Source organism: Chitinophaga varians, from assembly GCF_014529945.1.
Lineage (GTDB): Bacteria > Bacteroidota > Bacteroidia > Chitinophagales > Chitinophagaceae > Chitinophaga > Chitinophaga varians.
The window spans coordinates 473,545-488,724 of sequence record NZ_JACVFB010000006.1 but is presented as its reverse complement, the minus strand read 5'-3'; the positions used below and the strand labels follow the sequence as shown (position 1 = coordinate 488,724).

Here is a 15,180-nt window from a genome sequence, read left to right as displayed (position 1 = left end):
CGATGCTATTTGGTGGTTTTTGTTTTGACCGGCTTGGCTTGCAGCCCCGGCGGCCTTAATGAGTATTCCCGTGCGCCGATGGCTGGCGCGGCTATCAGCCGGGCGCCCTGCTGTGGCTGTTGACGGAGGATGTATTCCAGCAGTCGGGCATAGTTAAAGTGCGCGATGCCATTTTCCCTGTCGGGCACATTGTAAGCGGCGTATTGTGCCAGCTTGGCGATGATGGCCAGCTGCGCCTCCGGCATAGCGGTATTTTCATCCCGCACCCTGACCATAAAGTCGAGGTCGGCACACACTTCCTGATTGCGGCTTCCGGCCTGCAACAACATACTATCTGCGAGTAGGCCTGCCCGTTGGTAGTCGCGGGCTTTCATCGCTTCTTCAAACCGCTGTTTGGCAATGAGATAAGAGCGGCCTTCAAATGCGGGCGCCTGCTGCAATACAGACACTTCCCTTTCCCAACGGTACAGGGCATACAGCTGATCAGCCACCGCTTCCGGGCCATACAACCGGCTGTATTTCTCCGGTTGACGCAGCAGTTCCTGGCTCAACGGATGTTGCCTGTCCCGGATGAAACGGGTGTAGTACTCCCATATGTTGGCATTAGTCAGGTCCTGCCCTTTTAGGCTGAGCAGCTGGCCGAACTTTTTCTCTGCTGCCTCCCGCTGATAAATACTGGAGAGATAATACGCCATGTTATACAGGAAGGTGGCGTCAGTAGCGCCCTGTTCCTCCCGGTCGTACAGGAATACGGAGTTCCGGTCGCGGCTCAGGGCTGATGCGCCGGTAAACAGGAAAATGTCTTCATCCTGGCGGCTGGTGGAAAAATGTACCGGGTTTTCTGTGGCCGGATCGATGTATACAAAAGTGGGATATACTTTCACGCCGTACTTGCGCGCCAGTACGCTGCCATCCGGCGATTCCGCGTCAATCTTCAGGTTGATGAAATGACTGTTATAAAAATCGCCTACGGCGCGGGTGATAAATACTTCATCGGCCATCGCGCGACAGGGGCCGCACCACTGCGTATAAAAATCGATGAAGATGAGTTTCTTTTCCTGCTTCGCCTGTTGCAGCGCCTCGCTCCAGCTGATGTGGGAAAAGCGGAGGCCTTTCCCGGCATAAGCCATGGTAGCGAAAAGCAGCGCGATGATGGTCAATATCTTTTTCATAATAAATATCAGATTTTATCTACCAATACACCGTTCCTGTCTACCCCGTCCCGTTGGTGGGTCTGGTATTTAATCCGGATGTCTACCGGATTGCCGGATACGGCTTCATACTTTTTATCAAACTTCAGGCTGATGCCGGCATTATCAAACAACAGCTTCACCACGTCGCCGCGCAGCGGTCCGTCGCCACTGGTGGTAGCGCCATAGCGGGACACTGCCAGCAGCAGGTTCTGCTCTGTACGGGACACGGTAAATGCCTTGATAACGGCATCGCCGCTATAGCCCATACTGCTCAGGTCTGCAATGGCGTCTGCAGGAGCGGCGCCGCTCGGGATATTCAGTACGTTGTACCGGTAAATGCGGCTGCCGCTGCTGAACAACAGATACGGAGAGTACCGCATCATATAGAAACGGGTGTCTTCATTGATCAGGTTATTACTCACCTCTACTTCACCGTTCACAGCAAAAGGCATGGTGGTCTGCTGGGTAGCATTGCCCGGCACGGTCAGGTATACCAGCTTTGTTTTAGTACCATTATTCAGCACTGCCACACATTTATTAGGGGTAGACGTATGGGAGGCATAGATCATCTTATAACCGGGATAGGTAGGCAGGTATTCCCTGAAGTCCTTGTCCACGATCGTCAATGGCCGGTTGCCGTAGTTGCTGTACAGGAACCTGCCGTTGGTATTATCGAATAGCAATACATAGCTGGATACGTCGAAACCACGCATCTTCAGGGTAGGACTGGTCTGTGGTGAATTCGCCACGGAGGCAAAACACAATGCCGGCGCCAGGTAGCCTTTGTCTATTTTTTGGTTGGCATACACGGTAATACGGTCACGGTCCAGCATATCGGAATATAGCGCACCGCCTGAGATAACGTACAGGCGTCCGTTCTGGTTAATACCTCCGTAAGGGTTGTGGTTCCACATCTCTACCTGGTAAGCGGCGTACTCGGGAATGAAGCCAGACACGTCCTGCACCGGGTAAGGGGGCAGGAAAGAAGCGAAAGTGCCGCCGGTCACATAGTTGAAATTGTATTTAGGCCCCATCGTATTTTTATAGATGATCTTCATCCCTTCTGCTGTGATCACCTGCACGCTGCCGGACGTATCCGCAAAAGGCTGCTGATTGGCCATGGTATTATAACCGATGCAGATCTGTTTCGGACCGGTGCCCAGCGACTGTCCAAACCGTTGCTGGTAGTAGTTCACGGCAAAATCTGCGTCTTTGTCCAGCCGCCGGTAAGAGAGTTCTGCCCGGCCGTTGTAGTTGCTCAATACGAGCAACAGATCTCCGGCGGTGGCTGACACTACGCGCAGGCTGAAACGGAAATAGGATTTTACGCCGTTGTCTTTGTCGGTAACTACAAAACGGGCCAGATGGTCACCGGTGGCCATGTTCACTTTCAGATGCAGATCTTTCTGCATAGAGAAGACCGTCCGGCCAATTTCCCAGGCATAAGTGAAGCGGGACGTGTCTGCATACTGGGTGCCTTTCAGGTCGGTGATGATATTCAGCGAGTCGTCCTGATCACGCTCATAGCGGGTTTCCAGGCCTTTAAGACTCAGCTCGTTCAGTTCTGTATAGTCGTAGTTCCCTTTGTCTTTGTAGCAGGAAGATACCGCTGCTGCCACCAGGAACATACCCGATAGTAATGTGATTTTTTTCATAAGGCTACGGTACAAGTTTGTCAATTAATACCCGCGCATGGGTTTCTTTATCGTAGGTGGGGATCTGCGCCAGATAAGCCCGCAGAGAGGAGAAATAGGTCGACACCTGGTTGGCATTCATCGGGTAATCCGAATTAGCGTCCCGGAAGCTCGGATGAAACGACATCAGTATTTTCCATTTCTCCGGATGATAGAAATACAATCCGAAGCTTTCATACCGCTTCCACCATTTGGGTTCCGACAGGTAGTTGTTCAGATAAAGATCGATGACAGCGCCTTTCTGCGTTCCTTTGTCAAAATCGTCGCTGCTTTCCATGCGAAGCCGCAACCGGCGGTTCTCCTGGGTGATATGGCTGCTATTGAGTTGACTACGCAGCACCACAATGCGGAGCGTATCCAGAATAAGTCCTTTCCCGATAGTATTCAGCTCTTTCAGCCCTTCGTAGTGTACGCCTTCCTGCGCGGTAGAGGAGTCTTTATCAATAGAAATACGGTATTGCCTGTCTTTGCCGGACTGCTGCCCCATTACGCGGATACCAATTTTGGCGGTGTCTTTGATGATGGAGTCAGGCTTCATGCCAAAGGAGAACACTACTTTATCATACGCTATCACCTGCGTATAGTAGAGATAGTTATAGGCAAAGTAGATCTTGTCCTTTTCTGTATAGGTAAGGCCGGCATCTTTGGTACAGGAGGCACCCAATAACGCCAGCGCATATATGATCATCAGTTTTTTCATGTGCTTTGTTGATAGCGGTCAGAAAATCATTTACCGGTTCCCTGTTTCCAGTTCCTTATCAGGTATCGGGAATACGAAAATATTATTGGACGGTGGGATGTCCCCGGTGCCGGCAGTATTGCGGATGGCCTTATTCAGCCGTTTATAGGCAAAGAACAGCTGGCCCTCTCCCGGGAATTCACGGACGATCTCTTCAAAAATATTGTCCCGGGTGATGTAATGCCAGTCAGACACATTCCTGATACGGGAACGACGCAGATCATTGAGGTACTGCAGGGAGAGATTACGATCGGTATCATAATACGCCTCTGTTAAAATCAGGTACATCTCTGCCAGCTTGATCATCGGTACTTTAGGCATAAAGACATTGGCTTTGCCACGGGTGTATTTGGTCACCTTGTTACCGTCGAACCAGAGCTGATAACGGGCATCATCGGTATTGGAGCCATAGATGCCTGCGGCATCGCCGAAAGGCAGTTTCGCAAAAGTAGTGCTGGTGGGCGTAGTGATATCGAAATGTACTTCATTCGACAGTTCCGGAATGGTTTTGTTGCGCAGTGAAAAAATATGTTCATCGGAGAAAAGGATGTCTCTTTTGTTCTCGTCCACATCTACACTGGTTTTAAAATCGAGCAACCGGAATTTGCGGGAGTCCACCACTTCTTTGGCACAACGGATGGCATTGGCTTTATCGCCCTTTGCCATATACACGCGGGCCATCAGGGCTTTTACGGCATATTTGTTCATACGTGCCACATCCCTGTCTGCCACGTTTTTATCGGCCGACAAATACGGTACATTATTATTGATGGCATCCACTTCGTCCAGATTGGTCCATGCCGCTTCCAGATCAGCCATCACCAGCTGGTAACATTCCGCCAGCGTGTATACGGGTGGCAGCGCTACGCCGAACTGTTTGTTATAAGGAATGCCTTTAGCCTGATGATTGAATTTGATGTCTTCGCAGAACATGCGCATCAGGTCAAAGTGCAGGTAGGCGCGCAGGGCCAGCGCTTCGCCCAACACCTGTTTGCGGACATTCGGGCGCATCACGGCCCCATTTTTCTGCTCCCAGCGAACAATGTTATTGACAGCAGCGATGTTGCCATACATATCCGTCCAGATGGCATCTATTTGTCCGCGTACGGAAGCATCTTTATATTGATAATCACGGTAAGGCTTATACGATTCTGCAATACCGGTATAACTGTAATACTGTCCCAGTACATCCAGCATTTCGAAAGTCAGCTTGCGGCCGTAAAGATTCCGTTCCGCCATCTGATTATACGCGCCGGCGAGGGCATCTGTAAAACCCTGTTCCTTGCTAAACAGCTTGTTTTCATCCACCTGATTGATCAGATCTACATCGAGCCATTTTTTACACGATGAAAATATCAGCATCAGCATGCTCAGTATCAAAAGCCTGGATTTCATGTGTGAAGATTTAAAGGATGATAGAGATTTAGAAAGTGACATTGAACCCGCCATTATAAGTTTGTGCATAGGGATACATCGTTCCTCTTTCCGCCTTTACGGTAGACAGCCGGAACAGTTCCGTGGCAGAGCATTGCAGTCTTATTCTTTCAGCCCTCATTTTCTTAGACAGCACAGTAGGCAGGTCGTAAGTGAGCGAGAGGGAGGAAAGTGTCAACAGGTTATTATCCTGCACAAAACGGGAGGTCTGATAGGTAGGTGATTTATCATCGATCCGTTTGAACCTGGCAGTGCTGCCCGGCTGTTGCCAGCGGTCATACAATACTCTCCGGTCGGCATTATACAGCGGATCTGCGCCTTCCACGTTTGTTTTGAGCGTGGAGTTGAAGATCTTGCCACCTACACGATAGGAGAAGATGGCCAGCAGGTTGAAGCCTTTCCAGTTCAGGTTGGAGCTGAAAGTACCTTCTACCGTGGCGCGTGTGTCGCCTACTACTACTTTATCGCGGTAGTCGTAATCGAAAGTATATTCCCCATTGCGTTTAATATAGATCTCATTACCGGTGGCAGGGTCAATACCGGCAGAACGTACTACCATCAGCGCGCTCTGGGAGCGGCCTACTTCGTAGGTACGCAGCGGCTTCGGTCCTATCGCGTTGGAGTCTTTGTTGGCTTCGGCGTTCATCGCCTGCAGCGCGTTGGAGAGTTTCTGTATTTTATTCTGGTTGCTGATGGCGGCCAGTGTCACGCTCCAGTTGAAATTACGTTTGGCATCCCGGATCAGGTTCATACGCACCCGTACGTCCACGCCGCTGTTTTTCATCTGGCCCATGTTTTCCACATAGCTGGTAAAACCAGTGGAAGGCGCCACGTCGATCGGCAGCAGCAGGTTATCGGTCAGCTTAATATATCCGTCCACGTTAATCTGCAGGAAATTGCGGAACAGGGTCAGGTCACCTCCTACGTTGTAGGACAGGGTGTTCTGCCATCTCAGGGAGGAGTTGCCAAAACCCATGAGGCGGGCGCCGAGGCTGCCGTTATATTCGCTGTTCTGGCTGTAGCGATAAGCGGTGAGCGCCTGGCTGGATGAGAAGTTGACCGTACCGGTACTACCGGCAGAGGCACGTATTTTCAGCGTATTGGTATTGTGGCCCCAGAAACGTTCTTTGTTGACGTTCCAGGCCATCCCTACTGCCCAGAACGGCGCAAAGCGGGAGTCACGGCCAAACTTGCTGGAACCGTCTGCACGATAGGACGCGTCAATATAATAACGGCCATCGTATCCATAGTTGAGGTTACCGAAGAAACCGATCATTCTCGATTTATCGAATACACCGGAAGGTTTGGAGTTCTCTTTGAACTGAGCGGCATATTCCACAAAGGTCATGTTGTCATTGAGGAAGCCGGTGGCAGTAAAACCGCTGCCGCTCTTGAAGTTGGTGAGCACGTTGGCGCCCACGCCCACGTTGATCACATGTTTGTCCATCACCTTGTTGTAGGCCAGTGTCATGTTACCGTCCACATTCAGCATTTCGGTATTGAGGGCACGGTACTCTCCTTTCTTTTCCGGTTCCGGTACGGTGGCGTATTCGGAGGAGAAGGGAGAGCGGTAGTACTCAGATTTTTCGAGCTGTTTGGTCAGGCTGGCACGGCCTTGCAGGCGCAGCGCCGGGATGATCCGCCAGTCGATGCTGAAGTTGTCCTGTATGGCCACATATTTGGTAAAATCTTTCTGCGGCAGCGTGGCATTGATCAGCGGGTTATCGCGGCCACTGCTCAGTTTCAGGATGAAATCACCATTATCATCGTATATGCGGTCGTGTGGGTTTTCCTTCGCGAAAATATCGAAGGAGCCGTAGGGAGAGTTATTACCGACTACTTCATCCACAAAGAGATCGTTGCGTACCAGGAAGTCCTGGCCGATATCGTAGTTAAAGGTGATACCGATACCGTTCCGTTTACGGTCAGACCCTTTCATAACACCCTTGTCGTTGTCATTGCGCAGCGTGATACCGTAGCGGAAATTTTTATCGCCGCCTTCAAAGAAGAGGTTGTAACGCTGGTTGACGGAGGTCCGGAGAGGTTTGCTCAGCCAGTAGGTATTCACGCCTCTCAATACTTCTTTATATTTTTCATTGTATTTAATGTCGAGGTCCAACTGCGTATCGTAGTTTTTCAGCGGGTCTGTCCATTTGCCGGCGAGCTTTTCATACTGCAGTTTTTCCTGTGCGTTCATGAGGTTGTAATCCCGCAGGTCCGGTGCGGAGACGATGTAGTTGGCATTGAGTGAAACGCGTATCTCACCGGCTTTCGGGCGGATGGTACGGATCACGATCACACCGTTGGCGCCGCGGGAACCATACAATGCGGTAGCGGAGGCGTCTTTCAGGATGGTGATCGTTTCAATGCGGTTCATGTCCAGATCGTATATACGTTCGGCGCCTACTTCCACGCCATCGAGGATAAACAGCGGGCTGTTGGGATTGGTTTTACCATCATCTGCCGAGCCACGCAGGTCGAAGCTGTTTTCGCCACGGATAGTGATCTCCGGTACCCTGTTGGGGTCTGAGCCGAAATCGATGCTTTCTTTCAGCGACACGGCCGCGTCCAGCAGGGAGATCGTTTGCAATACGTTGGCGGTGCCTACCTGGCGGATTTCCTGGCCGCTGATAGTTCTTTCCGCGCCGGTAAAGGATTCACGGGATTTCACGAAGTAGCCGGTCACCACGTTTTCTTTCAGTTGACCAACGGCCTCCTGTAGTTTCACGGTGATGGCGAAAGGGCCAGCGGCTGTTTTCAGCAGGGCAGCCTGGCGATTGTCCACCGCAGCGGCCGTGTAGCCGTTACCGTTTTTAACAAGGCGCACTTCCATCGGTTCAAAGCCCATCATAGACACCACCAGCACCGCGTTGTCCGGAATGTTCTTCAGGGAGAAATGTCCGTGCGTGTTCGTCACAGCCCCCAGGGAACCGCCTTTGACTCTTACTGAAGCGCCGGGCAGCGGTGTGCCCTGGGCAGACAGGATGACGCCCCGCACAGAGTCGGGCGGCAGTGCTGCATCCGCAACCGGTACCGATATGGCGGAAGGAGCGGCTGTTTTCTCGGAGATAATAATGTTTTTACCCGCAATACGGAAAGTAAGCGGCTGGTCTTTGAGCACCAGTTGCAGGAAGTCGGCCACAGGCATATCCTGTACATTCAGCGAGGCTGCGCGGGCAGTCTCCAGCAAGGCGGCATTGCCGAATACCACGTATCCGGTCTGACTTTTTACGGCGTTGAATACCTTTTGAAGAGAGGCGTGCCGCTCAGAGAAAGAAACGGTCTGGGATAGGCCCGTTCCATGTACATGCAGCATGGCTACTGTCAATAGACAAATGGTTGATTTCATTGCGATCAGAATTTTGGCTACCGGCCGTCGCCTTCTGAACCGCCCTGGGGGCAGTCCACAGGCCCGGCTGCAATCGTAATTTTTTTGCATAAATTGCATTGATTTGGTTGAGAAATGATGACTCTTTGAAACAGTATGTCTGATCAGCCGGAATCTCCGGCCGGCAGTACTCCACTACTGCCGGCTTTCTTTTCCCTGCTTATTGGATCCTGGTTGTTGATATATAAATCAGGGCAGCACCACCATCCGGCTGGTGCCTTCCATTCTGATATGCACTTTTGAATCTTCCAGCGCTTTGACAATGTCTGTCAGGGGTAGACTACGACTCAGTTCCCCGAAGAAATGGATATCGGGTACCCCTTTTTCGTATACCACCTCCACGTTATACCAACGTGACAGCTCGTCCATGACCTCTTTCAGCGCCACGCCTTCGAAGTTGAAAATGCCATTTCTCCACGCCATGACATTTTCCGTATCTACTTTGGCCACGGCTATTTTACGGGCATCGCGCACGCGGGCCTGCTGTCCGGGCGACAGTACCACCGATGCGTCCGGGGCCGCTGCGGCAGCTACTCTCACCGCGCCGTGCAGCAGCGTTGTTTTTACACTACCGCCTTCCGGATAGGCGTTAACGTTAAAATGAGTGCCCAGCACCTGGATGGTGGCTTGTCCTGGTACGATTACCCGGAAAGGCGCCGTTGCCTGTTGTGCTGCTTCGAAATAAGCTTCGCCCGTCACTTCCACCACCCGCTCTTTTGCGAACATGGCAGGATAACGCAAGGTGGTGGCGGCATTGAGCCATACACGGGTACCGTCGGCCAGTACTACATGAAACTGTTTGCCACGCGGGGTGTGAATAACATTAAAGGCATTGGGATCGGCTTTCTTACCTGCACCGTTATACGAAAGTTGACCATCTTTAAAAGCGATGTCGGCGCCGCCGTCGGTGGCCACCGCTCCGTTCATCAGGCTGTCCAGCGAAATACGCCGGCCGTCGGCCAGGGTAAGCATGGCCCCCTCCGCCTCTTTTTTGGGCCTAGCAACAGGGATTGATTTTTTGGCTGTCACCGGCACGACAACATGCGGGCGCCATAACCACCACGCCCCTACGGCCACCACAATGGCCACTGCTGCTGCGATGGCGATAGCACGGCGCAGCGGGAAAGAACGGCGTACAACCGTGGGCGTGCCCAATATCGCCTGCAACACGGCAGCAGAAGCGGCAGCAGGCATCATGTCTTTTTCTCCCCGGCTATAACTCTCCAGTATCAATGCTTTCAGCGGTTCTTCCAGAGAAGGGTCGGCCATCAGCGTAAACAGCTCTTCTTTCTCCTCCGGAGAAATAGTTTTACGGTAATACTGGTCAAATAAGTATAGGAGCCGTTCGTGCATAGGTCTTTGGTCGGTTTATCTATAAAGACAACCGCAAAGTGGTCAACTGGTGAGTGGGGTGAAAAATATTTTTCAGAAAAGAAGAAAAAAGAGAGCGGAGAGCTTTCGGTAAGGAGCGCAATAGGCCCGCACAGCCCTTACAGCAGCGTCAAAGTGGCTTTTTACGGTATGGGGAGAGATACCCATTTTTTCCGCCACCTCAGCTTTCGTCAGCTCTTCTTCCCGGATAAGCAGGTACACCTGCTTCTGCTGCGGTGGCAACTGATCAATGGCCTGCTGCAATACCTGCATAAACTCCCGGGCGTTGGCAGCGGCCTCGGGGGAAACGGCAGGCTGACCGTCGGCGCCAGGCCACAGGCCTGTCCGCTCCCGTTCGCGCAACAATCGCTTCAGGGCATTAAAAGTAAAATTGCGGGCAATGGTAAAAATATAGGCTTCGAGGTTATCGATGGCAGGCAGCTCTTGCCGGATGGTCCATACTTTCATAAACACGTCCTGCACGATCTCCTCCGCTTCCATGGCCGATTCGGTGACACGGTAGGCAGTGGTGTACACCCGATCGCGGTACCGGAGAAACAGCTGCGTAAATGCAGTCTGGTCCCCCTGGGCCACCAGGGCCGGGATGGTCGCGTTATGTGTACTGGTTGGTTCCAATAAATGTTGATAAGAAGCCGCTAAAGTAGCGCAAAAAAGCAAATTACGCAAGCCATGATCAGGCAACGGCCCCTTTCACCGCTGGTTTACGGAATACAGTGGGACTGACACCATGGTGTTTTCTGAATACCCTGTTGAGATGACTTTCGTCGGTAAAACCAAATTCGTCGGCAATCTGCCCTATCGTGAGCACACTGTTGAGCAGCCGCTGTTCCACCAGCTTAATGCGGTACTGGCTGATATACTGTTGCAGCCCTACGCCGGTAAACTTCTTAAAGTATTCGCTCACATAGTTGGCCGAGAGATGAAAGCTGGCGGCCAGAAAATCCATTTTTAACTGGTCCGGTTCTCCGATATGGGTATGTATATGCACCAGCATCCTGTTGATCAGCGGCTCTTCCGCTGTATTGCCAGCGCTTTCACGGCTGCTGTCGGCCACATTGCGGGCCAGTATATTGAGCAGCAGCGAAATGAAATGCTGCATATTCTCCTGATAATGCTCTTTCTGCTGATCGTGTTCTTCGATCATGCTCTGTATCAGCTGTCCGATAATACGATGATCTCCGGGATCAGTGATCTGGATACACTGAAAACGGTTGTGCTGAAAGAAAATATGTTCCAGTTGTTTTAACCACCGGAGCGCACGCTCCTGGTCTTGTGCCTGTTTATACTGGGAGATAAATATCTCCGAGAAACGTATCGAGCAGAAACGGGTAGGCATTTCGCTGTGAAATCCCCTGCAATCCAACGGCGTAAAAAGAAAGGTATCGCCCTGGGAAAAAGTCAGTTTGTTCCTGTTCACCTCCCGGGAACCGCTGCCCTCCAATATATGCACGATCTCAAAAAAGTGATATACCAGTGGTCTTTTCTCCCACTGCTCCTCTGCTGACACCTGTAAATCGAACGGCCGGTACAGTAATTTTTCCATACCTGTAAATATACAGAATAAACCCGTGTATATACCTCGGCCACCAGTGCCCTCCTTCCTAATTTTGACATATCAATAAAACAAAAAACGATATCAACATGAACAACGATACCATTACAACGACAGCCATCATCACCGGTCAACAACAATATTTTACGACTGCCGACGGCGTACGTATTGCCTGGCAGCTGGACGGAGCGGAAGACAAACCAGTAGTCGTACTGTCCAATTCCATCGCCACGGATTATCATATGTGGGATGCACAGATAGCGGCTTTCACACCGCATTTCAGGGTACTGCGCTTCGACACCAGAGGCAACGGCGCTTCCGGTTCACCAGCCGGCGACTACTCCCTGAATCGTATGTCCCTCGACGTTATCGAACTGCTGGACCACCTCGGGATCGACCGCGTTCATTTCATCGGCCTGTCGCTCGGCGGCTTTATTGCCCAGTACATCGCTACGCACATGCCGGAAAGAATCGACAAACTGATACTGACCCATACCGCAGCACATCTTGGTCCGATGGAAGGATTCAATAACAACATCAAAACCCTGCGGGAACATGCTGATATGGCGCCATTTGAACAGATGTTTATCCGTAACTGGTTCCCCGAAAGGATGATCACCGCCAACGATGCCCGGATACAGCCTTTCCGTAAAGTGATACTGGACATGTCACCCACCGGGCTGGCAGGCTCCTTCGCCGCCGTACGCGACGGTGATCTCCGCAAAACAGCCGCGCTCATTCCCCACCATACCCTGGTCATCGGCGGCGAATACGATACCGTTACCTTACCGGAACACAGCTCCTACCTCGCGGATACCATTCCGGATGCGCAGCTGGTCATGCTCCCTGCGGTACACCTCTCCAATGTGGAGCTGACAGAAGATTTCAACCGTATCGTTCTTGGGTTCCTGCAATAGATATCCACACAACATGCTCTTAAACTTTACATGGTCCATTCAATTGAATGGACCATGCAATTTTTATTTAAATTGCAGCCGTTAATCCACTTTTAACTTTTAGTATAATACCTATGACAAAAAGATTGTTAATCGCATGCGGTGTAGCTATGACGTTTTTCGCATGTAAAAAAGAAGACAACGCAGCCACCGCTCCCTCCTATGCAACCAAAGTTGCTGTTCAGTTTAATGTAAGTAACTTCGCCAGCCAGATAGAACCGATGGATGGTAAAAATGTACGTAAGGCTGCTGTTTCCAATAGTAAAGATGCTTCGCTGACAACCGTAAGTGATCTTTATTATGTCATCGTAGGCACAACGCCCGGTTTTCATATTGTAAAGAGTGTCCACCAAACCTCCGACGCGCTGGACTTCGGTGTAATTAAAGATTCCCTGGACCAGGGATCTTATTATATTGCCGTTACCGGTACCGCTCAGCCTTTCCCCTCTGAGACACCCGCAGGCGCTTTCCCGGAGATATTCTCTACCCGTGTGGATTTCACCGTTGGCAGCACCCCAGGCGCTCCACTGGCATTGACCCTTCAGAGAAGGGTTGGCTTACTCGAAGTAAATGTACTGGATGCCACACCCGCCGACGAGGTAAAAGTATTTTTCAGCTATGAAGCAACCTCCTTCGACAAAACCCGGACAGTAGCCGGAGGTGACAGGAATACTCCGATGCCTGTTGCAGCAAAGAGTGCCACCAAATTCAGCGATTTTATTCTGAACGATCTTAATACGCCCACGGTAACCATTGAATACAAAAACAGAGCTACAGGGGCCACAGAAAGAAAATTCGTTGTTACAAAAATAAAAGCTAATAACAAAACAACGGTCACCGGCACATTGTATTCTCCGGACAACAGAAATGAGTTTAAGGTAATGGTCAATAACGCCTGGGGCGCTAATCCAACAGATACCAATTTTTAGTCTGCCGGCTGCTCAGCAACCGGAATAAATTATCCTGTCAAACTTTTCAATGGTTGCCGGCAAAACCGGCAACCATTTTTTATTACAGGCAATTGTAATAACTTTCACGCCTAATATGGAAACACCACTGATTGATCAGGACCTGTTACTGGAACGCTTCGACGGCAAAGGCGGATGGACTTTCATCCGTCTTCCGGACGTCCCCAAAGGCCAGCAGGGCTACTTTGGCATGCGGAAGGTACAGGGCTTCATTGATCAATATGAACTGCCCCCCTGCAACCTGATGCCTTTCAAAAAAGGCGTCATGATGTTGCCGGTAAAAGCCGCTATCCGCAAACAAATAAAAAAAGAAGCCGGTGACCGGGTGAGATTGATACTATATTCCGTAGGGCCACAAAGCAAAGAAATCATCCCGGGCGACTTCATGGAATGTCTGCGCGACGAACCTGCCGCGCTGCGTAACTTCCAGGCCATGCCGCCGGCAGACCAGGAAAAATGTCTGCAATGGCTGATGGAGGTGAGTGTGCCCGATGCCCGGATTCAACGCATGGCAGACGCGATCAACCATCTCGCAGAAGGCAGAAGTTATCTCGGAACAAAAATTAAATAATCATAGTTATGCAGGCTTCATTTCACCTTCAGGACGTTACCCATGCTCATCGGGCAGACCCAAGACATTTTCTTATTCCTTCTGCGGAAGAAATTGACCGTCTGCAAACCGGCGAACTTGTGAGATTGTTTTTTGTGCTCGATTTTGACACAAGCGATGGTTGCCGTGCCGAACGGATGTGGGTGAAAATCACCGGCCGTGAGGGCGACCAGTTTCACGGATACCTGACCAATAAACCTGCCTATATTAACGATCTTCAACCAGGGGACACCATCTATTTTCATCGGAACAACATCGCTTCTATACTGATAAAAGTCCCATTCGATGAAAATAAAAAAGCCATCATCACCCTGCGGGCGTTACAAAACCGTGAAATCAACTGGCTTTTCCGCGACAAACCACATAACGAGCAAGACTGCGGCTGGCAATTTTTTTATGGTGATGAAGATAATACTTACCTCAACGACCATCGCAACGCGGTGATCCTCCCTCTCAACAAAATACTGGAGATGGAACCCCGGTTGGAAAAAGCTATGGCTTCCGGACATCAGGCTTTTGAATGGGATGAAGAAGCCATGGATTACACCGCAGTAAAGGACTGGCAAACCCCTAGTTAACCGTAAACCAATACACTCCCGATCCGGCGGTATTGCCCGCCGCATCTTTGGTGGTAACACTCCAATAGTATTTTTGCCCACTGCTCACAGGCACCATGTCCAGGAACATATCTTTTACATCGTTTTTATACACCGGCGGATTGGCATCGGTACCAAAGCACACCGTATAACCGGCAATATCATTGTCGGCATCACTCCCCTGCCATTGCAGTTTCACGCTGCCGGCCGCCGCGCCGATTTTCTGTGCAAAAAGCGGCGCGGTGATATTAGCCGGGAAAGGTGCGTAACTGGTACTCCCCTGACCGGCATTGTAAAACTTCCAGGTGTCGCTGGTGGCCGTCTCCTTACTCTTCGATGATTTGGACACCACCCGCCAGGCATACGGCGCACTACGCAGCAGCGTAGCCGTAGCTTTGTTAGTAGTGGCTGTCACCATCATACTATCGGCGGTTTGCAGGTTACGGATGTACAGTTCATAACTATCTGTATTATCCGCGGCTTTCCAGCTAAACTCAATCATACTTTCCGCTTCCGACACTACCTTCCCATTAGTACAGGCTTCATCCTTTGCCGGAAAAACCAATACAGCCTTGCCCGGTAGAGGTACAGTCGGGGTATCATCTTTACCGCAACCCAGTACCAGCAACAGACCACCGCCTATCAAATATCGTTTCAT

The 15,180-nt window shown here is 50.9% G+C and carries 13 protein-coding genes; 4 read left to right on the top strand and 9 right to left on the bottom strand.

Annotated features, from left to right (window positions below; genetic code table 11):
• Positions 1-5: 5 nt before the first annotated feature.
• The 8 genes from ICL55_RS28465 to ICL55_RS28430 all read right to left on the bottom strand — a co-directional run bounded on the left by ICL55_RS28465 (position 6) and on the right by ICL55_RS28430 (position 11,383).
• A complete protein-coding gene (locus tag ICL55_RS28465) occupies positions 6-1,172 on the bottom strand; it encodes a thioredoxin family protein (protein WP_188104045.1) in 1,167 nt (388 codons plus the stop codon).
• An 8-nt stretch (positions 1,173-1,180) separates the two neighbouring features.
• The gene (locus tag ICL55_RS28460; RefSeq protein ID WP_188104043.1) at positions 1,181-2,848 is read right to left on the bottom strand and encodes a PKD-like family lipoprotein; all 1,668 of its coding nucleotides are present in this window, start codon (positions 2,846-2,848) and stop codon (positions 1,181-1,183) included.
• Positions 2,849-2,852: 4 nt separating this feature from the next.
• Positions 2,853-3,587: a DUF4843 domain-containing protein gene (locus ICL55_RS28455; RefSeq protein ID WP_188104040.1), complete on the bottom strand. Its 735-nt coding sequence runs from the start codon at positions 3,585-3,587 to the stop codon at positions 2,853-2,855.
• A gap of 30 nt (positions 3,588-3,617) precedes the next feature.
• Positions 3,618-5,021 carry a RagB/SusD family nutrient uptake outer membrane protein gene (locus tag ICL55_RS28450; RefSeq protein WP_188104038.1) on the bottom strand — a complete coding sequence of 468 codons (1,404 nt, stop codon included), beginning with the start codon at positions 5,019-5,021 and terminating at the stop codon, positions 3,618-3,620.
• A 28-nt stretch (positions 5,022-5,049) separates the two neighbouring features.
• Positions 5,050-8,409 (bottom strand): SusC/RagA family TonB-linked outer membrane protein, encoded by a 3,360-nt coding sequence (locus tag ICL55_RS28445; RefSeq protein ID WP_188104035.1) that lies wholly within the window; start codon positions 8,407-8,409, stop codon positions 5,050-5,052.
• Positions 8,410-8,637: 228 nt separating this feature from the next.
• The gene (locus tag ICL55_RS28440; RefSeq protein ID WP_188104032.1) at positions 8,638-9,801 is read right to left on the bottom strand and encodes a FecR family protein; all 1,164 of its coding nucleotides are present in this window, start codon (positions 9,799-9,801) and stop codon (positions 8,638-8,640) included.
• 72 nt (positions 9,802-9,873) lie between these two features.
• Positions 9,874-10,455, bottom strand: a complete 582-nt coding sequence (locus tag ICL55_RS28435; RefSeq protein ID WP_188104030.1) for an RNA polymerase sigma factor — start codon at positions 10,453-10,455, stop codon at positions 9,874-9,876.
• Between the two features lie 58 nt (positions 10,456-10,513).
• Positions 10,514-11,383 carry a helix-turn-helix domain-containing protein gene (locus ICL55_RS28430; protein ID WP_188104028.1) on the bottom strand — a complete coding sequence of 290 codons (870 nt, stop codon included), beginning with the start codon at positions 11,381-11,383 and terminating at the stop codon, positions 10,514-10,516.
• Between the two features lie 98 nt (positions 11,384-11,481).
• Here ICL55_RS28430 and ICL55_RS28425 point away from each other — a divergent pair, with 98 nt between their 5' ends.
• The 4 genes from ICL55_RS28425 to ICL55_RS28410 all read left to right on the top strand — a co-directional run bounded on the left by ICL55_RS28425 (position 11,482) and on the right by ICL55_RS28410 (position 14,504).
• A complete protein-coding gene (locus ICL55_RS28425) occupies positions 11,482-12,309 on the top strand; it encodes an alpha/beta fold hydrolase (protein WP_188104025.1) in 828 nt (275 codons plus the stop codon).
• Between the two features lie 149 nt (positions 12,310-12,458).
• The gene (locus tag ICL55_RS28420; protein WP_188104023.1) at positions 12,459-13,277 is read left to right on the top strand and encodes a hypothetical protein; all 819 of its coding nucleotides are present in this window, start codon (positions 12,459-12,461) and stop codon (positions 13,275-13,277) included.
• A 115-nt stretch (positions 13,278-13,392) separates the two neighbouring features.
• Positions 13,393-13,887: a YdeI/OmpD-associated family protein gene (locus tag ICL55_RS28415; RefSeq protein WP_188104019.1), complete on the top strand. Its 495-nt coding sequence runs from the start codon at positions 13,393-13,395 to the stop codon at positions 13,885-13,887.
• A gap of 8 nt (positions 13,888-13,895) precedes the next feature.
• Positions 13,896-14,504, top strand: coding sequence for an immunity protein Imm33 domain-containing protein (locus ICL55_RS28410; RefSeq protein WP_188104017.1), 609 nt, complete (start codon positions 13,896-13,898; stop codon positions 14,502-14,504).
• On the opposite strand, the gene ICL55_RS28405 is transcribed toward ICL55_RS28410, so the two are convergent.
• Positions 14,497-15,180, bottom strand: coding sequence for a hypothetical protein (locus ICL55_RS28405; protein WP_188104015.1), 684 nt, complete (start codon positions 15,178-15,180; stop codon positions 14,497-14,499). The genes ICL55_RS28410 and ICL55_RS28405 overlap by 8 nt on opposite strands.